This is a genomic window from Caballeronia sp. TF1N1, assembly GCF_022878925.1.
GTDB lineage: Bacteria > Pseudomonadota > Gammaproteobacteria > Burkholderiales > Burkholderiaceae > Caballeronia.
Genome location: NZ_CP084627.1, coordinates 738,031 through 756,814 on the forward strand (window position 1 = coordinate 738,031; position 18,784 = coordinate 756,814).

14 protein-coding genes and 2 pseudogenes are annotated in these 18,784 nt (G+C 62.1%); 8 read left to right on the forward strand and 8 right to left on the reverse strand.

The genetic code is table 11. The features are described from left to right. The first annotated feature begins 9 nt into the window (after window positions 1-9). Window positions 10-636: a DAK2 domain-containing protein gene (locus LDZ28_RS17405; RefSeq protein ID WP_244828176.1), complete on the forward strand. Its 627-nt coding sequence runs from the start codon at window positions 10-12 to the stop codon at window positions 634-636. Window position 637: 1 nt separating this feature from the next. Here LDZ28_RS17405 and LDZ28_RS17410 read toward each other — a convergent pair whose 3' ends face one another. Further along, window positions 638-2,269 carry an ABC transporter substrate-binding protein gene (locus LDZ28_RS17410; RefSeq protein ID WP_244828177.1) on the reverse strand — a complete coding sequence of 544 codons (1,632 nt, stop codon included), beginning with the start codon at window positions 2,267-2,269 and terminating at the stop codon, window positions 638-640. Between the two features lie 449 nt (window positions 2,270-2,718). Here LDZ28_RS17410 and LDZ28_RS17415 point away from each other — a divergent pair, with 449 nt between their 5' ends. Further along, a complete protein-coding gene (locus tag LDZ28_RS17415; protein WP_244828178.1) occupies window positions 2,719-2,904 on the forward strand; it encodes a hypothetical protein in 186 nt (61 codons plus the stop codon). Window positions 2,905-3,007: 103 nt separating this feature from the next. Here the strand turns inward: LDZ28_RS17415 and LDZ28_RS17420 are convergent. Both LDZ28_RS17420 and LDZ28_RS17425 read right to left on the reverse strand, forming a co-directional pair. Beyond that, window positions 3,008-3,229, reverse strand: a pseudogene (locus LDZ28_RS17420) (MFS transporter); the annotation flags it as partial. Then, window positions 3,228-3,422, reverse strand: a pseudogene (locus LDZ28_RS17425) (glyoxalase); the annotation flags it as partial. The pseudogenes LDZ28_RS17420 and LDZ28_RS17425, both read right to left, overlap by 2 nt. A 237-nt stretch (window positions 3,423-3,659) precedes the next feature. On the opposite strand from LDZ28_RS17425, the gene bcsA reads away from it, so the two are divergent. From bcsA to LDZ28_RS17440, 3 genes are read left to right on the forward strand one after another with little or no spacing between them, the layout of a single operon-like run. Beyond that, a complete protein-coding gene (gene bcsA / locus LDZ28_RS17430) occupies window positions 3,660-6,032 on the forward strand; it encodes a UDP-forming cellulose synthase catalytic subunit (protein WP_244828180.1) in 2,373 nt (790 codons plus the stop codon). Between the two features lie 13 nt (window positions 6,033-6,045). Then, entirely contained in the window at window positions 6,046-8,358 is a 2,313-nt protein-coding gene (locus tag LDZ28_RS17435) for a cellulose biosynthesis cyclic di-GMP-binding regulatory protein BcsB (protein ID WP_244828181.1), read from the forward strand. After that, window positions 8,339-11,161, forward strand: a complete 2,823-nt coding sequence (locus LDZ28_RS17440; RefSeq protein ID WP_244828182.1) for a cellulose synthase subunit BcsC-related outer membrane protein — start codon at window positions 8,339-8,341, stop codon at window positions 11,159-11,161. The genes LDZ28_RS17435 and LDZ28_RS17440 overlap by 20 nt, the downstream gene beginning before the upstream one ends. A gap of 326 nt (window positions 11,162-11,487) precedes the next feature. Here the strand turns inward: LDZ28_RS17440 and LDZ28_RS17445 are convergent, their stop codons facing one another. Continuing rightward, entirely contained in the window at window positions 11,488-13,326 is a 1,839-nt protein-coding gene (locus tag LDZ28_RS17445) for a glycoside hydrolase family 15 protein (RefSeq protein ID WP_244828183.1), read from the reverse strand. 123 nt (window positions 13,327-13,449) lie between these two features. Beyond that, window positions 13,450-13,653, reverse strand: coding sequence for a hypothetical protein (locus LDZ28_RS17450; RefSeq protein ID WP_244828184.1), 204 nt, complete (start codon window positions 13,651-13,653; stop codon window positions 13,450-13,452). Between the two features lie 131 nt (window positions 13,654-13,784). Between LDZ28_RS17450 and LDZ28_RS17455 the strand changes: the two genes are divergently transcribed. Further along, window positions 13,785-15,398: a Na+/H+ antiporter gene (locus tag LDZ28_RS17455; protein WP_244828185.1), complete on the forward strand. Its 1,614-nt coding sequence runs from the start codon at window positions 13,785-13,787 to the stop codon at window positions 15,396-15,398. A gap of 28 nt (window positions 15,399-15,426) precedes the next feature. Here the strand turns inward: LDZ28_RS17455 and LDZ28_RS17460 are convergent, their stop codons facing one another. Then, the gene (locus LDZ28_RS17460; protein ID WP_244828186.1) at window positions 15,427-16,197 is read right to left on the reverse strand and encodes a TerC family protein; all 771 of its coding nucleotides are present in this window, start codon (window positions 16,195-16,197) and stop codon (window positions 15,427-15,429) included. A gap of 130 nt (window positions 16,198-16,327) precedes the next feature. Between LDZ28_RS17460 and LDZ28_RS17465 the strand changes: the two genes are divergently transcribed. Both LDZ28_RS17465 and LDZ28_RS17470 read left to right on the forward strand, forming a co-directional pair. Next, window positions 16,328-17,209, forward strand: a complete 882-nt coding sequence (locus tag LDZ28_RS17465) for a LysR family transcriptional regulator (RefSeq protein ID WP_244828187.1) — start codon at window positions 16,328-16,330, stop codon at window positions 17,207-17,209. 103 nt (window positions 17,210-17,312) lie between these two features. Next, window positions 17,313-17,699, forward strand: a complete 387-nt coding sequence (locus LDZ28_RS17470) for an HPF/RaiA family ribosome-associated protein (RefSeq protein WP_244828189.1) — start codon at window positions 17,313-17,315, stop codon at window positions 17,697-17,699. On the opposite strand, the gene LDZ28_RS17475 is transcribed toward LDZ28_RS17470, so the two are convergent. Continuing rightward, entirely contained in the window at window positions 17,700-17,981 is a 282-nt protein-coding gene (locus tag LDZ28_RS17475; protein WP_244828191.1) for a hypothetical protein, read from the reverse strand. A gap of 40 nt (window positions 17,982-18,021) precedes the next feature. Beyond that, the gene (locus LDZ28_RS17480) at window positions 18,022-18,678 is read right to left on the reverse strand and encodes a GntR family transcriptional regulator (RefSeq protein ID WP_244828193.1); all 657 of its coding nucleotides are present in this window, start codon (window positions 18,676-18,678) and stop codon (window positions 18,022-18,024) included. Window positions 18,679-18,784: the final 106 nt, after the last annotated feature.

The following is an 18,784-nucleotide window of genomic DNA, read 5'->3' on the forward strand; positions in this document are numbered from 1 at the left end:
GAGTGCGCAATGAGCGTATCGAAACAGGAACTGCGCGCCATTTTGACGCGTGCGCTAAGCGCGCTGCCCGCGCATGCCGACGAGTTACGCGACCTCGACGCCGCTTTGGGCGACGGCGATCTCGGCATCACGGTGCAATCAGGGTCCATTGCCATCGTGAAGGCGCTTGCCGCTTTGAACGATGACGCCTCGCTTACCGACGTATTGTTCGCTACGGGCAAGGCGTTCTCGACAGCGAATCCATCTACGTTTGCAGCGCTCGTCGGCGGCGGCTTGCTCGCGGCAGGCAAGGCGATGAACGGCAAGGACACGGTGAGCCGCGACGAGGCGCTTGGCATCGGACGCGCGGTGGCTGCGCGCATCATCGAACGTGGCAAGAGTCAGGTCGGCGACAAGACCGTGCTCGATGCACTCGTGCCGAGTCTCGATACGCTCGAAGCATCGCAAGGCAGCGCGACTGAGTTGCTCGATGCCATGATCGCGACTGCGCAAGCGCAGGTAACGGCTACGGCCTCGAAGCAATCGCAAAAGGGTCGCGCGGCGTGGGTGCAAGAACGCAGCATCGGTCACGCTGACCCTGGTGCGACCGCTTACGTGCGCTTTTTGCAGGCCTTGCGCGAAGCGGTCGCCAGTTGAATCAATCCAGCGTGATGCCGTCGAAACGATGGCCTCCAAGCGGACTGATCAGATAGCCGTGCACGCGCTTCGAGATCGGCTGAAACGTATTGGCGTGCGCAAGCGGTGTGTACGGCACCTGATCCTTGAAGACGACTTGCGCTTCTTCATAAAGCTTCGTGCGCGCGCTTTGATCTGTTATGAGGCGCGCTTTAGCCAAGAGATCGTCGAACTGCTTGTTGCACCATTTCGCCATGTTGCTGCCATGCACTGCATCGCAGCCCAGCGTGGTGCCGAGCCAGTTGTCGGGGTCGCCGTTATCGCCTAGCCAGCCGTAGAGAATGGCGTCGTGCTCGCCATTGGTCTTTGCGCGCTTGTTATATTCGGCCCATTCGTAGCTGACGATATTCGCCTTTACGCCGATCTTCGCCCAATCCGATTGAATCAGTTGCGCCATCAGTCGCGCGTTCGGGTTATAGCCGCGCTGCACGGGCATGGCCCATAGCGTAATGGTGAAGCCATCGGGAAAGCCCGCTTGCTTCAACAACTCGCGCGCCTTCGCGGGATCGTGCGGTGCGTCTTTCAGCGCCTTGTTATACGACCATTGCGAAGGCGGCATCGGGTTCGTGGCCAGCGTGGCCGCGCCTTCGTAGACGGTCTTGATGATCGCCTGCTTGTCGATCGCCATGTCCAGCGCGCGGCGCACCGTCACGTTGTCGAGCGGCTTGTGCGTCGTGTTGTAGCCCACATAGGCAACGTTGAAGCCCACGCCCGACAACACCGTGAGCTTCGGATTTTTTTTCGCCTCGACGATATCGGCAGGGCGCGCGAACGAGGTGAGTTGGCACTCGCCGCTCGCGAGCTTTTGTTCGCGCACGGCGGCATCGGGCGTGATCGAGAAGACGAGCTTGTCGATATGCACGTCCTTGCGATTCCAATAGCTTGGATTCGCGTCGTAACGAATGGTCGCGTCCTTTTGATAATCGCGGAACACGAAAGCGCCGGTGCCGACAGGCTTCTGATTCATGTCCTCCGGCCGGCCTTCCTTGAGCAATTGCGCGGCATATTCGGCGGAAAGAATAGACGCGAACTCCATGGCGATGTTGCGCACGAAAACGACATCGGCCGTCTTTAGTGTGAAGCGCACGGTGTTGTCGTCTAGCTTCTCGACCGATGCGATGTTCTTGTCGTAGCCGAGATCGGTCAAATACGGAAAGCTCACCGGGTGCGCCTTCTGGAACGGATCGTTCGGGTCGATCATGCGTTTGAACGTGAAGACTACATCGTCGGCGTTGAAATCACGCGTGGGCTTGAACCACGATGTCGATTGGAATTTCACGCCGCGTCGTAGATGGAAGGTGAAGGTCTTGGCATCGAGCGACTCGTCCCACTTTTCGGCGAGGCCCGGCGTCAGGTCGAGCGTGCCGCGTTTGAATTCGACCAACGTGTCGTAGACGGCGTGCGCGCTGGCGTCGAAGTCGGTGCTGGTGGTGAACTGGGCGGCATCGAATCCGGCGGGGCTGCCTTCGGAACAGAAGACGAGGGTCTTGCTTTGAGCCGATGCGGTCTGCGGCGTGGCGATGAACGCGGCGAGAAGGGAGACGGCAAAACCGCACAGAGCGCGTGCGCTTCTTCGAGTCGGAGCTTTAACCATTGTGCCTCGCTGGGATGGAGATGAGTGGATGAGGCGTACTTTAGCAAGGGATTGGCTTCTGAGTCGTCGAGCGTAATTGCGTGACGCGCTGATCGGGAAGTGGTGTCGCTGCTCGGATTTATAGCCGAGCGTCCAACATAATGAGACTAATGTCTAATAGCGACCGACGATGGATCACATTTTTATCGCTTTACGTTGTAGAACGTGAGTGAATTATCTGTGTCACCATCGAAGCTTTATCTATTGAAGCAGATGCGGCCTTTGGCGAAGAAACCGTCGCGTCGAACGCAAGCAAGTAAAGCCGACGATGCGCGCCAAGTTAGGCTTACCCATCGGGTGCCGTAAAAAATCAGCGCTTTCGAGAAAACAGGCCTCACGTTTCACGCGAGCCTGCCGTAATCGTGAACATGAACTCAAAAACCTCTCTCCCATTCGCTCCCGGCAGCGCCTTGCACGGGAATACTCAATCCGTCGCTTTAGCTGTCGCCGCGCTGCGAAAGGCGCGAGGCAAGCTCAATCCCGACGACGTCGCAGCAGGCACGCGCGAGTTCGAAGCGCTTGAACTGGATTTCCTGAGGGATATGATCGATTTTCTGAGCGTCGATCCGAACGAGCACTGCTGGTTCGACGATTAAACGCAACGGCCGCTTCCATCTGCGGCCGTTGATTCGTTTCACCGACTGGCGGGCATTGGAATTCGATGGCGAATCTCAAGCCAATGACCGCCGCCTGAGCGCCTCACGCCTCCAACTGCTCCAGCACCTGGCCCTTGGTTTCGATTCCGAGGAAATGCACCGCCAGCGCGGCCAGCAACGGCACCGCGCCGAGCGCATAGAAGGCGAGGTCCATTTGGCCGCCGAGCAGCGTCTTGCCGACGAGCGCCGGCGCGAAGATCGCGGCCACCTTGAGCCATGCGCCGCCAAGTCCGCAGCCGAATGCGCGGATGCTGGTCGGATAGATTCTTGAAATACCAAAAGTACGCCGATGAAACCGGATGCCGTCCCGGCTCAAGCTGCGTGGCCCAGCCGCGGCGGCTGATATTCAAGCCGCCGCCAAAGACTTCGTGGATGTCGCGAACGGTGAAGGCGACGTGATTCAGGCTGCGTTTGCCATCGGGCAATGGCAGGAGAAAGATGTCGTGGTGCCCTCCGTGCGCACGCTTTTCACAAGCCGATGTCGGTACTTCTTTCATATAAAAATCATTTTCAAACCGAAACCGCTCTTTCCCAGGAAACGTTTGCTCAGGATTTCTTGCGACCTGCCGTTAAGTGAATCAGGCGCCTTGTTCTCCTTGGTTCTTCTCCGTGTGGGCGGAACGCGCCGATGCCAATCCGGCAACGCACGGTCTTAAGGACCCGTGCCTTGATTCGAATCAACGCGGGCGAGATTAATGAGTGTAGCGACCAGGTTGAATTTCACGCCGCGTGCATTGCGGCCGCCCGCGCGCGAGATGCCGAGCGTCGGTGTCGAACACGCGCCACCGCCTCGACGGCCCGGCGGCTTGCCGACCTGGGTCATCGTCGTGGCATGCGTCGCGGCATTCGCGGTCGTCGCCGTGCTGGCGATGGTTCGCATCGACCTCGAAGCGCAGTTTTGCCTGGCGTTCGCCACGCTCGCCGTGATGGTCGTGCTGCGCCGCTCGCGTTTCATCGAACACACGCGGCTCTTCTTCCTCTTGTGTTCCGCTTTCCTTTCGATGCGCTACGTCTGCTGGCGCACCACCTCGACACTTGGCTATAACGGTTTCGCCGACTTCATCCTGATGATGATGATGTACGGCGCGGAGCTCTACGGCATCGTGCTGACGCTGGGCGGTCTGTTCGTCAATAGCCGGGCGCTGGAGCGCCCAGGCGTGCCGTTGAACCGCTCGGCCGGCCCGCTGCCGACCGTCGACGTCTACGTGCCTTCGTACAACGAGCCGCCGGAGATGCTCGAGATCACGCTGCGCGCCGCACTCGACATGCGCTATGACCGCGAGCGCGTGAACGTCTACTTACTCGACGATGGCGGCACCGAACAAAAGCGCACGCAGACCGATCCGGTCAAGGCTGCAGCCGCGCAGGAACGCGCCTTGACGCTCTCCCTGCTCGCCGCGCGGCATGGCGCACAGTACTTGAGCCGCGAGCGCAACGAGCACGCGAAGGCGGGCAACATCAACGCGGCGCTCGCCAAAACCAGCGGCGAACTCATCGTGATCTTCGACGCCGATCACGTGCCGACCGCCGATTTCCTCGAAAAGACCGTCGGTCATTTTCAGCGCGACAGTGAGCTGTTCCTGTTGCAGACGCCGCACTTTTTCAGCAATCCCGATCCGCTCGAAAAGAACCTCGGCATGTTTGGCAAGATGCCGCCCGAGAACGAGATGTTCTACTCGGTGATTCAACGCGGTCTCGACTTCTGGAACGCATCGTTCTTCTGCGGTTCGGCGGCGGTGCTGCGCCGCAAGTGTCTGATGGAGATTGGCGGCATCACGGGCACGTCGATTACCGAGGATGCGGAAACGGCGCTGGTGCTGCACGCGCGCGGCTATCGGAGCGCCTATCTGAACGAACCGCTGATCGCCGGATTGCAGCCGGAAACCTTCGCGAGCTTCGTCGTGCAGCGCGTGCGCTGGGCGCAGGGCATGATCCAGCTTCTTCTCTTTCGCAATCCGTTGCGCATGAAAGGGCTCAAGCTCGCGCAGCGCATCTGCTACTTTTCGAACGCGTTCTTCTGGTTCTTCTGCTATGCGCGCGTCGTGTTTCTGCTCGCGCCCGCACTGTATCTGCTGTTCGGTTTGCAGTTCTATAACGCGACGCTGCCCGAGTTCTTTGCATACGGTCTGCCGCAGATGGCAGGCGTGATCCTCACGACGGATTATCTCTTCGGCAAGTATCGCTGGACGCTCATCTCCGAAGTCTACGAAATGCTGCTGTCGTTGTTCTCGTTGCGCGGCGTGATCGCCGTGCTGCTCAATCCGCGCGCGCCCACCTTCAACGTGACGCCCAAGGGCGAGCAAAGCGACGCGGATCAGATTTCCGAACTCGCCGGGCCGTTCTACGCGATGTATCTCGGCGTGCTGATTTCCGCCATCGTCGGCGTATGGCGTCTGATCGACGGCGACACGCAGCGCGGCGTGATCGCTTCGTCGGTTGCGTGGAGTGTGCTGAATCTCGTGCTGCTCAATGCGTGTATCGGCGTGCTGTACGAACGCCGTCAGCGCCGCGTCGCGCCGCGTGTACCCGCCGATATTGCCGGCACGCTTCTGCTGCCGGAGTCCGCCAACACGGATGCGGCAACACTCGTCCGCTCGTTTTCTCCGGCGTTCGGCTGCCATATCGTCGATCTCTCGGCAGGCGGCGCGAAGCTCATCGTGCCATTCGACGCCGAGTCTTCCATTCCGCGCGGGTCGCCCGCGACGCTCGATGCCTTCGATGCCGCGCGCGGTTGCCACAGCCAGTTGCCGGTAATCGTGCGCGGCGTGTTCGAGCGCGGCGACGGCACGTGCGCGGTCGGCGTCGAGTTCGCCGATCGCAGCGTCGAAGGCTTGAGCGACCGCGTGTCGCTCGTCTATGGCGACAGCGGCCGCTGGCGCAGCTTCCGCGACGGCCGCAACAAACGCATCGGCATCCGGCGAGGTCTCGGCCTCGTTGTGCGGCTCGGCACCGTGCACGCGCTCGCGCACTACCGGACCTTTTTCACCGCGCTCTTGCGCTATGTCGCGAAACGGTTGTCGCAGCGACGGCGTGATCTGCGTGACGTCGTCACGCAAGCGAAGTCTTGACTGGATCTTCACCATGTTTGCCATTCGAAAAACCATGATTGCCGGCTGGGCGGCGTGCGCGATTTTCGGCGCGACGGCAGAGGCGGCATCGCATGCGCCGAAAGCCGCATCCGCGCCGCTCGCGGCCAATGCCGACGCCACCGCCAACGCGACGGCGGCATCGTCGCCCGTGTCGCTTGCGACCTACGCGAATCTGTCGGGCCCGATGCGTATCGTCGGCGCGTCCGCTTCACGTTCGGTCAGCGTGCCCGTGTCTGCGCGCGAAGCGGTGCGCGGCGCGACGCTGCATCTGGTCGCGTCCAACTCGGTGTCCTTACTCGGGGAACGCTCGCAGCTCGTCGTGCGCGTCAACGATCGCGCAATCGCGCAGTTTCCTCTTTCGCCGCGTCAGCCGGAACTGACTGCCGACATTCGCGTGCCCGCCGAACTGCTGCGCGCAGGTTATAACAATTTGACCTTCCAGGTCGCGCAGCATTCGACCGAGAACTGCGAAGAACCGAATGCGCCGGAACTATGGACCGAAGTCGATACCAGCGCGTCGACCTTTGCCGTCGATACGGAATTGCGCCCGCTCACCAGCACGCCGCCGCAGCTTGCCACGCTCGACGATCTGATCGATCCGAAGCAGAATGCGCAGCGCTCCATCGCGATCGTCAACGCGCTCCATCCGGTGACGGACTCGCAGCTTTCGAGCGGCGGTCTGCTTGCTCAGGGCGTCGCGTTGCGGCTGCGTTACAGGAATGCCGATCTGCGCGTGCTCGATGCGCAAGCGGGCGAGGGCGCGGGCATGTTGCGTGGCCTCGATCTCGCGTCGCTCGCCAACGCCGACGTACTCCTGATCGGCAAGCGCGACACGCTTGCGCCGTATCTCGATGCAGCCATGCTGGAGCGTATCGGCGGCGCGTTTCTCGGCGTCTATCCGAAGCCCGACGATCCGCGACATTTCGTGCTGCTCGTCGCGGGACGTACCGATGAAGAAGTGAATCTGGCCGCGCGCGTGTTCTCGCACGCGGAATTGCCGCTGCCGCGCCGCGCCGAAATGACGGCCGACGGTTTGACGGAAGCGCGCATGGACGGCGCGAAGGGTGGTGACGCGCTGTCCGGCACGAAGCCGTACTCGCTGCGCGATCTGGGCTTCCGCAGCACGACGCTCGGTGTGGGCTCAAGCGCCGATGTGACACTGACCTTACCCGCCGATGCCTACGCGCCGGAAAACGCGCAGGCCGTGCTGACGCTCAACTTTGCCGAAGGCGCGCGCATGCGTTCGGACTCGGTGCTGAACCTGTACCTGAACGACCGCTTCGTGCAGGCCGTCGCGCTGGATCAGCAGCAGGGCGCGGTGGTCAACCGCTATCGCGTGGCCGTGCCGTTGCAGCGCTTCCAGCCGGGCGCCAACGTGCTCTCGCTGCGCCCGGTGCTCGTGCCGCTCGTAACGGACCGCTGCACGCTGCGTCAGTCGGCGAATCTGCAACTGTCCTTGTTCGACGACTCCACCATCGAGCTGCCGCCCATGCTGCACTTCACGAATCTGCCGGACCTTCGGCGTTTCGCGGAAAGCGGCTTTCCCTACACGCGCCGCGCCAATGGCGCCGATCTCGCGATTCAGCTCAACGCGCGCGACGACGACACGCTGAACGCCGCGTGGTCGCTCCTCGGCAAGCTCGCGCAGAAACAGGGCAGGCCGCTGACCGCCGCGCAGATCACGGCGGGCGTGCCGGGCGTGGGCCGGCAGACCATCGTCGTCGGCGCGGGCGCCGAGTTGCCGCGCGCGGCGCTCAACGGCGCGCCGTGGGCGCCGGGCAAGTCCATGCGCTTTGCGAGCAACGAGCCCGCACCGGCCGAGCCCACGCTCGCCGACAGCATCTGGGCACGCGTGGCGGGCGTGTTCGGCAAGCCGGCCTACGCGGCGGACATCGCGCCCGACATGGTGCTCGACGGCGACATGAAGTTGTCGCGTCAATTGCTCGTGATGCAGTATCGCAGCGCCGCGAGCAAAACCACCGCGACGACCACGCTTTTGACGGCCGCGACGCCTGCCGAACTGCTGCATGGCGTGCAGCAGCTGATCGCGCCGCAGCACTGGGGATCGCTCGATGGCGACGTGAGCGTCGTCAGCTTCGACAGCGACGCGCTTTGGACGACGCGCGTGAGCCGTCGCTACGAAGTCGGCGAGATCGGCGCGTTCGATCATATCGGCTACGAAGTGTCGGCGCATCCGTGGATGGCTTACGGCGTGCTGGCCGGGGCGCTTGCGATGCTCGCGGCGCTCACGGCGTTGCTGTTGCGTCGTTATCATCGCAAGCACCATGTCGATTCGAGAAGCTGATCGGCGCAATGCGCTCGCCGAATTGCTCGTGCGGGAAACGGCCATGTCGATGAGCATCATTGGTCCGTGCGATCCATACAGGATGGGCCGCGACATGCCGCGCCACCGTGCGCGCTTTGCACCGGCCGTAGGTACGCGGCTCGCGACGGCGTTGCTTTGCGTTGCCGCGTTGCCGTCCGCCGCGGTTGCGGCAGGCGGGCAGGGGAACGTGGTTTCAGCGGAGCGTGGCGTTATGCCGGGAGTGGCCGCGAGTGCGGCTAACGCGGCCAGTTCAACACGTGCGGCAGGCGTGAAGGGCGCAGCGAGTGCGGCGAACGCGAGGAACAGCGCGAACTCGACGAGCACCATCGAGGAAGTCCAGCAGCAAGCTCAAACGAACGTTCTCGTGCACGCAATGCCGCGCACGCCGTCCGGCGATCCGACGGCGGCTCACGCTTCAAGCATGCGCACGCCCGCCACCAAAGCGCCCGGCGCGCCCGACGAGCGTCCGCTCTGGAACCTCTTGCACGCAAGGCGCCTCGCCGATTTCGACGCGATGCTCACACGCGTCGAGCGGCGTTTTCCTGCGTGGTCACCGCCCGCGAGCCTCGTCGCCGAACGCACCCGTCAGCAGCGTGACGCGCAAATCCAGCGCTCGCTCGCGGGCGATGTCGCCTTGCTGCGCGCGCAGATTGCCAGCGACCCCGATGCGTTCGGCTGCGCGCACATCGACCGTGCATGGCGAGCGGGCGAACTGCTCGCCGCCGCGGGCGATGACAAAGCGGTCTACGCGCTCTATCGGCCGATAGTCGCCGCTTGCACGTCCGATGTGAATCGCGTGGTCACGCTGCAGCGCGCGACGCAGCAGTTGCCCGCCGCACAGGCCGACGTATTGATCGACATCGAATGGAAGCAGGGGACTCGCGGCGAGCCCGCCGCACGCGATTTCGCGCGCCTGCGCAATGCGCGCGTGCTCGATGCATCATCGACATGGGCGACGGACGCGGCAAGCACGAAGCGCACGCTCGCCGAACTCGCGCCGTCGATCCGCGACTCGCGCGATGGGCCGTCCGCCATGCGCGCGGGTTGGCTCGAACTCGCACAGAACGACTACGTCGCAGCCGCGCAATGGTTCGAATTCGCGAGCGACTGCGACAAAGCGACCTTGAACGACGCGATGCTGGGCCTCGCGCAAGTACGCATGGCGCAAGGCGATCTCGATGATGCCGAGCGCCTGATCGAGTCACCCTCGCTCGCCACCGATTCGCGTACGCGTCCGCTGCGCGCGGAAGTTGCCATGGCGCGTGCAAGCGATGCGTACCGGCAAGCGCGCTATCGCGATAGTCTGACGGCGCTCGACGCCGCGCAAGACGCGGGCGCGGCCGATGAACGCGTCGAGCCGTTGCGCGGCTGGAATTTCTTTGCGCTGGGCGACTATGCGCAAGCGGAGCGCGTGTTCGAGGCGAACTATCAGCAACATCATGACGACGACAGCGCCGAAGGCCTTGCGCTGAGTGCGAAAGCGCAAGGGCGTGGTCATCGCGCGACGCATACCGAAAGCGCCGATACGGGGCCGTTGCCCGCTTACACCGCGGCGCTCGACGCGCAGCATCTCTATTACCAGAAGCAGTTCGTCGAAGCAGAGCGCATGTGGCGCAATGCGATTGCGGGCAACGCCGACGCGCAGCGCATCGCGCACTATCTGCCCGCCGATCTCACCGGCATCGACGCGCCGTCGATCACCGCCGGTTTGGGCTGGGCGAATCACGCGGGCACGCGCGGCGAGAACCGCTTGACGGTGTTTTCGCCGACGCTCGATGCCGAATGGTTCGACGCATCGCGCTCATACGAACTGCGCTATCGCCAGTTGTTTCTGAACAGCGGCACGGGCAACGTCAACGCCGAAGAATTGCAGGGCAAGCTCACACAGACCGTGCGTCTGGGCGACGATCGCCTCGACGTCCATGCGATGGCGGGCGCCACGCAGGGCGGACCGTTCGGCGCATCGTTGCAGGGCGAGGCGGGCGTCGGCCAGACGACGTCGTGGGGCGCGTGGTCGGCCTATGCCGCGGCGTTGCCGGTGCGCGATTCGCTGCTTTCCTGGCGCGGCGAGACCGTGCGTCTTGACGGCACGAATCCCAACGCGAGCGTCTTCGAATGGGGCCGCGTCACGCGTGCCACGACGGGCGGCAGCGCGCGCTGGCAGATCGGCGAGCGCTGGAACGTCAGCGCGGGCGGTCATCTGGACTGGCTGACGGGCCATGAGGTCCAAAGTAATGAAGGCTTAGGCGTCGATGTCGCGGCGAGCTACGATTTGCGTGCGCCGGGCTTCGACTATTTGAGCATCGGGCCTGCGCTGCATTACCTGGGCTATCGGCGTAACGAGAACTTCTTCGTGCCGACGCAGGGCGGCTATTACAGTCCGCAGAGATCGACCAGCGTGGGCGCGGCGCTTCAGTTTCTATCGAAGGAAGGCCGGTCTTGGCAGGTCTCGGGAAACATCGAAAGCGGCTGGAATTATTCGAAGCAATCGATGGGGTCATGCTCGACGACCGAGGCCGCGAAACTGGGCGTGGTGATCGATTGCAGCGGCAGCAACGATCGCGGGCCTTACGCGCACGTTCAACTTGCGGGCGCGCTGCAGGTGACTTCGCGCTGGCAAGTGGGTGCGCTTGCCGATGTCAACGTGACGCCTGGACGGGACCGGCAAATTGCCGCCATTGCATACGTGCGGTACTTTTTGTCGCCGCGCAGCGCGGTGTTCAGTCGTGATTTGCCGCAAAGTGCGCGGGATTTGAGGCTGGCGTTTGATGAATCGCGGTGATGCGGTTGGGGCTTCGGCACGTCGGTTACGGTTTGTGGGTGATCGGCGTGTCGATGACGTTTCGCGCGACCGTTTTGATGATGGATTTGTCCGCTTTGGCGCGACGAGGTTGATTTGCGCTGGCGGTTGTCGTGGTGCTTTGGCTGAAGACAGACGAGCGGATTTGGCGGGCAACTCATTACTTTACATAACACAAATTAGCAAACTTTTTGTTATATGGGCGATATCCTGATGTCGTGCTCAGGGGCTGCGGCAATCATTCGAATCTGGCCTCGACATTGGTTGCTGGCCACACGCTCAGATGTCGCGCCGTGGCCAAGCTAGCATCAAGTCCACGCCACATGCACCCGGTCCAGATCCCGATCCAACTGATAAGCCGCGCTGATCAAAGCCAGATGCGTCAACGCTTGTGGAAAATTACCCAGCGCCTCGCCATTGGTCGCTACTTCCTCAGAAAATAACCCCACATGGTTTGCATATGCGAGCATCTTCTCGAACACGAGCCGGCCTTCATCCACACGGCCGGAGCGCGCCAACGCTTCCGCATACCAGAACGAACATGCGCTGAAGCCGCCTTCCAGGCCCGGTAATCCATCGAGCGTCGAGCCGCGCGTATAGCGAAAAATCAGCGGATCGACACGTAATTCGCGGCCGATTGCATCGAGCGTACCGACCCAGCGCGGATCTTTCGGACCGATGAAACGCACGAGCGGCATCATCAACGTGGAGGCATCGAGCGTCGCGGAACCCGGCGTCTGCACAAACGATTTCAACTCCTCGTTCCAGAACTCCTCGTGAATGTCGCGATGAATCTCATCGCGCGTCTTGAACCACTTTGCAAGCGGCGCAGGCAGCGAACGCTTCTCCGCGAGCCGCAACGCGCGATCCACCGCGACCCAGCACATGAGCCGCGAATGCAGCAACGGACGCGTGCCGTTGCGAAACTCCCAGATACCGTGATCGGCTTCGCGCCAGTGCTCGACCACGTAGTCGACGGTACGCGTCACATGCTTCCAGCCTTCATACGAGATAGCCGCGCCGTACTTGTTGTAGAGATAGAGCGAATCGAGCAACGCACCGTAGACATCGAGCTGCATCTGCTCGCGCGCCTCGTTGCCGACCACGACCTTCGCCTGCGTGGCTTCGGCGAAGCTCCTGAGCTCCGCTTCTTCGAGCGCGGTTTCACCATCGACGGCATACATCACGCGCAAGGAGCCGTCCGAACTGCAATCGCGATTGCGCTCGCCAATCCATTTCATGAAGCGTTCCGCTTCGCCCGTGTAGCCGAGTCTGAGCAGCGCATAGACCGAGAACGCGGCATCGCGAATCCATGTAAAACGATAGTCCCAGCGACGCGATCCATCTTGCGACTCCGGCAAGCCGAAGGTCGGTGCGGCAACGATAGCGCCGAACTCGTCCGAGCTGAGCATCTTCAACGTGAGGGCCGAACGCAACACGACTTCGCGGTAACGTCCGCGATACGTCGATCGCGACGACCACTCCTTCCAATAATCGATGGTCTCGGCAAGGATGCTCTCGAAGTTCGATTCGAGCTTTTGCAAGTCGTCGCCTGCGCCGAGCGCGAAGCATGCGGAGTCGCCAGCCTTCAATTCGAGCGTGGCGTGAGCGTCGTTATTCTGGATGTCCAGCGGGACACTTGCCAGCAACTGGACGGACGCGGTCTTGTCGTCCGGAATGAATTCGATGCCCTTCGTCACTGCGCGCGCGCCATGGCGAATGCGCGCGTAATCGAAGCGCGGCGCGCAACGCACATCGAGCGTCATGGTTCCATGAATGAGCCGCACGATACGCATGACGCAGTTGGGCACGGCATCGACTCTCGCCTCGCCCGATGGCACCGGCATGAGATCGAGCAATTCGCATACGCCATCGTGCGTCATGAAACGCGTGAGCAGCACGTTCGTTTCGGGCAGATACATCTGCTTGACGTTCGCCTGCTCCTCTCTCGGCGTAATCGCGAATGCGCCGCCGTGCTCGCCATCGAGAAGCTCGGCGAAGAGCGTCGGCGAATCGATGCGCGGAAAGCACATGAAGTCGATGGCGCCGCGCAACGACACGAGAGCGGCCGTCTTCATGTTGCCGATCATGCCGCGTGCATCGATGGGAATCTTTTTAGGCGGAACTTCTTGGGATGGATGGCCCATGAGAATGCCTTTGGCCTGACTTCAGCCTGTGTGTAATGCGAGTCGGTCGGTCTGCCTGATCACGCCGAACACGCAAGACACGTTCCCGTTTTTGTAGTCCTTCTGTCGTATGTCGATCGACATCTAACGCGCCGCAGTGCGCGCGTCGGCCTCCGACGCACCGCTGGCTACCGGCGCGGACGCTTCGATGGCAAGAGCTTGCGCAGGCTCGGCATTCAGCTCGGCATGCCGCGACGACTTGCCGAAACTCGCGATATAAACCGTTGCCGCCACGACGACGGCCACGAGCACCGCCACCACTGCCACTCCAGACGTGTTTCGCTTCATCCAGGCTCCCAATCGGATACGATGTTGCCGGCACGCGAAAACGCCCGGTCGCCAAGACTCGAAGATAGCCGATTAACGGATTTCCGTCCGTGCAAGGCACAACATAGCCACCATCCGCCAGGAATCTACTCATGCATGCTGTGTCGGCATTCAATCTGGTGCTTGTCTCGCTCATCGCCATCATCGCGCTGGAAGTGCTGGCGCGGCGCCTGAATCTGCCGCCCGCAGCCGCGCTGTTGGTGGGCGGCGCGGCCATGGCATTCATCCCCGGCACGCCGCATTTCGAGCTCGACCCGGAACTCGTGCTCGTCGTGTTTCTGCCGCCGCTCTTGATGTATGGCGCGTATTTCTTCGTATGGGACGACTTCAAGCGTAGTCTCAGCGGCATCATGCTGCTCGCCATAGGCGCGGTCGCCTTTACGACCTTCGCGGTCGGCTATGCCGTGCATCTGGTCGTGCCCGCCCTGCCCTGGGCCGCGTGCTTCGCGCTCGGTGCCGTGGTATCCCCGCCAGATGCCGTCGCCGCGAAGGCCGTGCTGGAACGCGTCGCGTTGCCTCGACGGCTCATGGTGCTGCTCGAAGGCGAAAGTCTGCTCAACGACGCCGCGGGTCTCGTGCTGTTTCGCTTTGCCGTGGCCGCCGCATTGAGCGGCATGTTCAGCGCGCCGCGTGCGCTCGGCAGCTTTGCCGTGCTCGCGGTCGGCGGCGTGATCGTGGGCGTGGTGGCGGGATTCATCGCGGTGCGGCTGTTGCGCGCGCTCGAGGACGATTACCTCGTCATCACGACATCGATGCTCACCGCGTGGGTCAGCTACATCGCGGCGGAAGAGCTGGGCGTTTCGAGCGTCATCGCGACCGTCACGTGCGGGATGGTGGTCGGCTGGCATCAGCATGACGTCTTCTCGGCGGCGCAGCGCATGCGCGGCACGGCGTTCTGGCAAGTGGTCGTGTTCGTGCTGGAATCGCTCGTGTTCGTGCTGATCGGACTGTCGCTGCGCGGTATCGTGACGCGTCTGGGCGGCGCAGGCAACGCCTTCGAATTGCTCGCGCCAGCGACGGGCGCGGTGATCGCCGTCGTGGTCCTGTCGCGTTTCGTGTGGGTCTATGCCGTGGAAGCTGTCAAAAGCGCGATATGGCACGCCACCGGGCGAAAGGACCGCAACGAGGACGGTGAGCCGAACGCTATCGTTCCGAACTGGCGCGCGGCCACGGTCATCGGCTGGGCAGGCATGCGCGGGGTGGTAACGCTGGCTGTCTCGTTGTCCTTGCCCGATTCGATGCCCGGACGCGACCTCATTCTCTTCGCGGGCTTTGCCGTCATTCTGGTCACGGTGCTGCTGCAGGGCACGACTATCGGCCCGTTGATCGCCCTCCTCGCCATTCAAGGCGGCCCCGAGCGCTCGAAGCGTCATCTGAGCGAGCCGCAAGCGTGGTCGCGCCTGGAAGCGGCGCAACTCGAAGCGATCCGCCCGCTCGTCCACGATGCGCAGGGCAACGTGATCCATCCGCGTCTCTTCGAGCAATACTCGTATCGGGCGAGCCTCTCGCAACGCTTCCAGTCGCTGGATGATTTTCCGGTCGATGCCCGCCGTGCTCATTACGATGTCGTGCTCGCGGGCCTTGCGGCCGGTCGCGCCGAGCTACTCAAGATGCATCGCAGCGGCCTGATCCACGATTCGCTGCTGCATTCGCTCGAACGCGAGTTCGATCTGCAAGAAGTCTCGGCGTTGCTCGCAAGAGGATAAACCGCCGCGAAGCCTCGGATCGTGTTGCTTAGCCCGACACGCCATCGAGCCGCGCCGCGTCTTCGCGCGGCTTCTTCTTGCCGCGCCTCGACAGCAGATTCAAGCCTTCGACGAAGCCCGCAAAACCCATCGCCGCATAGATATAACCCTTCGGTACGTGCGTGCCGAAGCCTTCGGCGATCAACGTCATCGCAATCACGAGCAGGAAGCTCAAGGCCAGCGTGACCACGGTCGGATTGCGCTCGATGAAGCGTGACAGCGGTTGTGCGGCGAACAGCATGGTGGCGACCGCGAAAATCACTGCGATAAACATGATCGGCAGATGCTCCGTCATGCCGACCGCCGTGATGATGCTGTCGACTGAGAACACGAGATCGAGCAACAGAATCTGACCGATGGCCGCCCATGCCGTCAGACTGGCTACGCCCGATACCGCGCCCGGCGCATGCACGTCCTTGTTCACGTGATGACGCATCTCGGTGGTGGCCTTCCATACCAGGAAGAGACCGCCCGCGAGCAAGATCAGATCGCGCCATGAAAACGCGTGCTCGAACACGGTGAACACCGGTTGAGTCAGTTGCGCAATCCACGCCACCGTGCCGAGCAAGACGAGCCGCATGACGAGCGCAAGCATGATGCCGAGACGCTGCGTGCGTGCGCGTTGCGCTTCGGGCAGCTTGTTGCTGAGTATCGAAATGAAGACCAGATTGTCGATGCCGAGCACCACTTCCATCACGATGAGCGTGACGAGTGCGGCCCAGACGGCGGGGTCGGTAGCGAGCGCGAGAAGGTATTCCATGAGCAGTGGGATATTGTTGTCGATATGTGACCGAGCCCCGATGATGGCGAAAATACGTGATCGGAAAAATCAGTGATAATCGAATCCATACTTCGGTTTTTTCGAACACATGGATGGAGGCATTACTCGCATGCTCAACTATCGACATCTGCATTACTTCTGGGTCGTGGTCAAGGAAGGCGGTTTTGCACGCGCGGCGGAACGGCTCGACATGGCCGTGCAGACCATCAGCGCACAAGTGCGCGAACTCGAGAAATCGCTCGGTCATCAGTTGCTGAAGCCATCGGGACGCGGCGTGACGATGACCGAAGCCGGCCACGCGGCCTATGCTCGCGCCGAGGAAATTTTTCAGATTGGTCAGCATATTGCGGACGAAGTGCGCGAGGCCGCAAGCGGAAAGCTTGCACGGCTTGCCGTGGGTCTGTCGGATGGCATATCCAAGCTGGCGGCGCATGCGCTGCTCGAACCCGTACTCGGCAATCCGGCGCTGCGTCTCTTGTGTCACGAAGGCGAGACCGACGAACTGCTCGGCGAGCTTGCGCTGCATCGGCTGGATCTCGTGCTCGCAAGCCAGCCTGCACCGCACAATCACAATCTGCGTTTGACGAGCGAGCGGTTGATCGCCTCGCCCGTTGACTGGTATGGGCCGGCGTCTGTCGTGCGCAAGAGCGCGGTCGATCAATTTCCCGACAGCCTCGCCGCATTGCCCATGCTTTTGCCAACCGGACACTCGTCGTTGCGCGCGCGTCTGGACAGATGGCTGGAGACGGAGCGTATCGTGCCGCGCATTGTCGGCGAATTCGAGGATAGCGCCTTGATGGCCGTGTTCGGTGCGCGTGGGCTCGGCGTGTTTCCGCTGGCCGAATTCGGTGCGGGCGAGACGCCGTTGTTACGCGGTCTTCGCTGGCTAGGCCGTTCCGAGGAAGTGAAAGAAGAGATTTACGCGATCGTGTCGCGACGTGGAAGGCATCATCCTTTGACTCAGGAAGTGCTGGCTCGGGCAGCTTCCTAGACTGACGCAACTTCGGTTTTTCCGAAGTTTGAGTTCTGCTCACCCTGCTTTTTCATACGCTTGCCAAACCTTACGCTGGTTCACATCCAACGAGGAGGCATACATGAAGGTCCTTTTCAAATCGCGTGAACCTGAAGCTATCGCCATGCACGAGCTCGCCAAGACGCGCAGTGAGTTCGTGTTTCGCCGGCTTGCATGGCTGATTTCGAAGGCCACCGTCAGTCTCTCCGATATCAACGGCCCGCGTGGCGGCGTCGACAAGCGCTGTCAGGTGGAAGTGCAGATAGACCGGAGCAATACCGTGGTGGCAACATCGATAGCGCGTGACTGGCGAGGCGCAATCGATCTTGCCTTGGCACGCGCGGCGCGCACGCTGGTGCGTAAGCGCCAAAGCGCGAAGCTCGCGCGGCGGGTGCGTGCGCGAAGTGTTGCCTACAAGCTTGCGCCGGACGAAACAGCGGATCAAGCGCTCACGCCTGCTGGCGCATGATCAGCGCGTCGAGTCGGGCGGCACAGGATTTTTGTCCTGTGACGAGGGCAGTGCGTTCTCGCTGTCCTCGTGCTTTTGCTTCTCTGCTGTGTCGACGTCCGTCTGTGTGGTGTCGGGGGTCGCGGACTTACCTTGCGGTTCGTCCATGTCGTCGGCAGTTGCGCGGGGAACGGATGTCATGTCGAGCTCCTTTGAAAAAGGTCGGCATGAAAATACAGCAAACGTCAGGCCCGCGATACCAGTAGGCGCTTGGGCGGCCGTCTTCAGCACCACCTTCGTCATTGGCCGTTTCCGTGAGATCGAATGGCTTCTTGAGGTTAGTTCAGTTCACGAAGGGCAGCTTACGGTCACGCGCCTCGGACAGCATAGACACAGTGATCTTGCGCACTTCGAGCTTGCTCTGCGTGATGTGCGCGCGCAGCAGCATAGCGGCTTCGCCATGTCTGCCGCGATCGATGTAATTCAGCATGGTCGAGTGTTCTTCGTAAGTCGCGCTGGTGCGGTGTGCCTTCAGAAAGTCCAGCCGCCGCACGATCCTGATCCGCTCCGTCACTTCGTCGTGCACGCGCAGGATTTCCGCGTTGCCCGTCGCGCTTACAATGCCGCGATGAAAATTCTCGTCCATGTTGAACATGGCGACGGGATCGCTTTCGCGCGCTTCGGGCGAGACGCACCACACTTCCTTCAGTGCATCGATATGAGGATAAGGCGGCGGCGTATTACCGAGCTTGTCGAGCGAAGCGACTTCGAGAACGATACGCAAGTCATACAACTGGTCTAGCTGGTCGAAGTTGATGTCCGACACTTTCCAGCCACGCCGGAAACCAACTTCGAGATAACCTTCGCGCAGCAGGCGGAACAGCGCGTCGCGCATGGGTGTGCGCGACACGCCGTAATGTTGCGCGATGTCGGTCTCCGAAAAGCGATCGCCCGGGAATAGCCGGAAATTGAAGATGTCCTGCTTGAGAAGCTGGTACACCTGTTCCGCTAGCGGGTTGGCGCTCTGGACTGTCCGCGTGAGCGTCGCGTCCGGTGCTTCGAATGCGAGCGCTGCGGTTCCGCGAGTTTTAAGCGAGCCGATGCCG

What these genes read in the sequence shown, in the direction of transcription:
- LDZ28_RS17465 (WP_244828187.1), top strand. Translation starts at nt 16,328, where the DNA reads ATGCTCAACTATCGACATCTGCATTACTTCTGGGTCGTGGTCAAGGAA.
- LDZ28_RS17435 (WP_244828181.1), top strand. Translation starts at nt 6,046, where the DNA reads ATGTTTGCCATTCGAAAAACCATGATTGCCGGCTGGGCGGCGTGCGCG.
- LDZ28_RS17405 (WP_244828176.1), top strand. Translation starts at nt 10, where the DNA reads ATGAGCGTATCGAAACAGGAACTGCGCGCCATTTTGACGCGTGCGCTA.
- LDZ28_RS17440 (WP_244828182.1), top strand. Translation starts at nt 8,339, where the DNA reads ATGTCGATTCGAGAAGCTGATCGGCGCAATGCGCTCGCCGAATTGCTC.
- LDZ28_RS17470 (WP_244828189.1), top strand. Translation starts at nt 17,313, where the DNA reads ATGAAGGTCCTTTTCAAATCGCGTGAACCTGAAGCTATCGCCATGCAC.
- LDZ28_RS17450 (WP_244828184.1), bottom strand. Translation starts at nt 13,653, where the DNA reads ATGAAGCGAAACACGTCTGGAGTGGCAGTGGTGGCGGTGCTCGTGGCC.
- LDZ28_RS17475 (WP_244828191.1), bottom strand. Translation starts at nt 17,981, where the DNA reads ATGACGAAGGTGGTGCTGAAGACGGCCGCCCAAGCGCCTACTGGTATC.
- LDZ28_RS17455 (WP_244828185.1), top strand. Translation starts at nt 13,785, where the DNA reads ATGCATGCTGTGTCGGCATTCAATCTGGTGCTTGTCTCGCTCATCGCC.
- LDZ28_RS17445 (WP_244828183.1), bottom strand. Translation starts at nt 13,326, where the DNA reads ATGGGCCATCCATCCCAAGAAGTTCCGCCTAAAAAGATTCCCATCGAT.
- LDZ28_RS17410 (WP_244828177.1), bottom strand. Translation starts at nt 2,269, where the DNA reads ATGGTTAAAGCTCCGACTCGAAGAAGCGCACGCGCTCTGTGCGGTTTT.
- bcsA (WP_244828180.1), top strand. Translation starts at nt 3,660, where the DNA reads ATGAGTGTAGCGACCAGGTTGAATTTCACGCCGCGTGCATTGCGGCCG.
- LDZ28_RS17460 (WP_244828186.1), bottom strand. Translation starts at nt 16,197, where the DNA reads ATGGAATACCTTCTCGCGCTCGCTACCGACCCCGCCGTCTGGGCCGCA.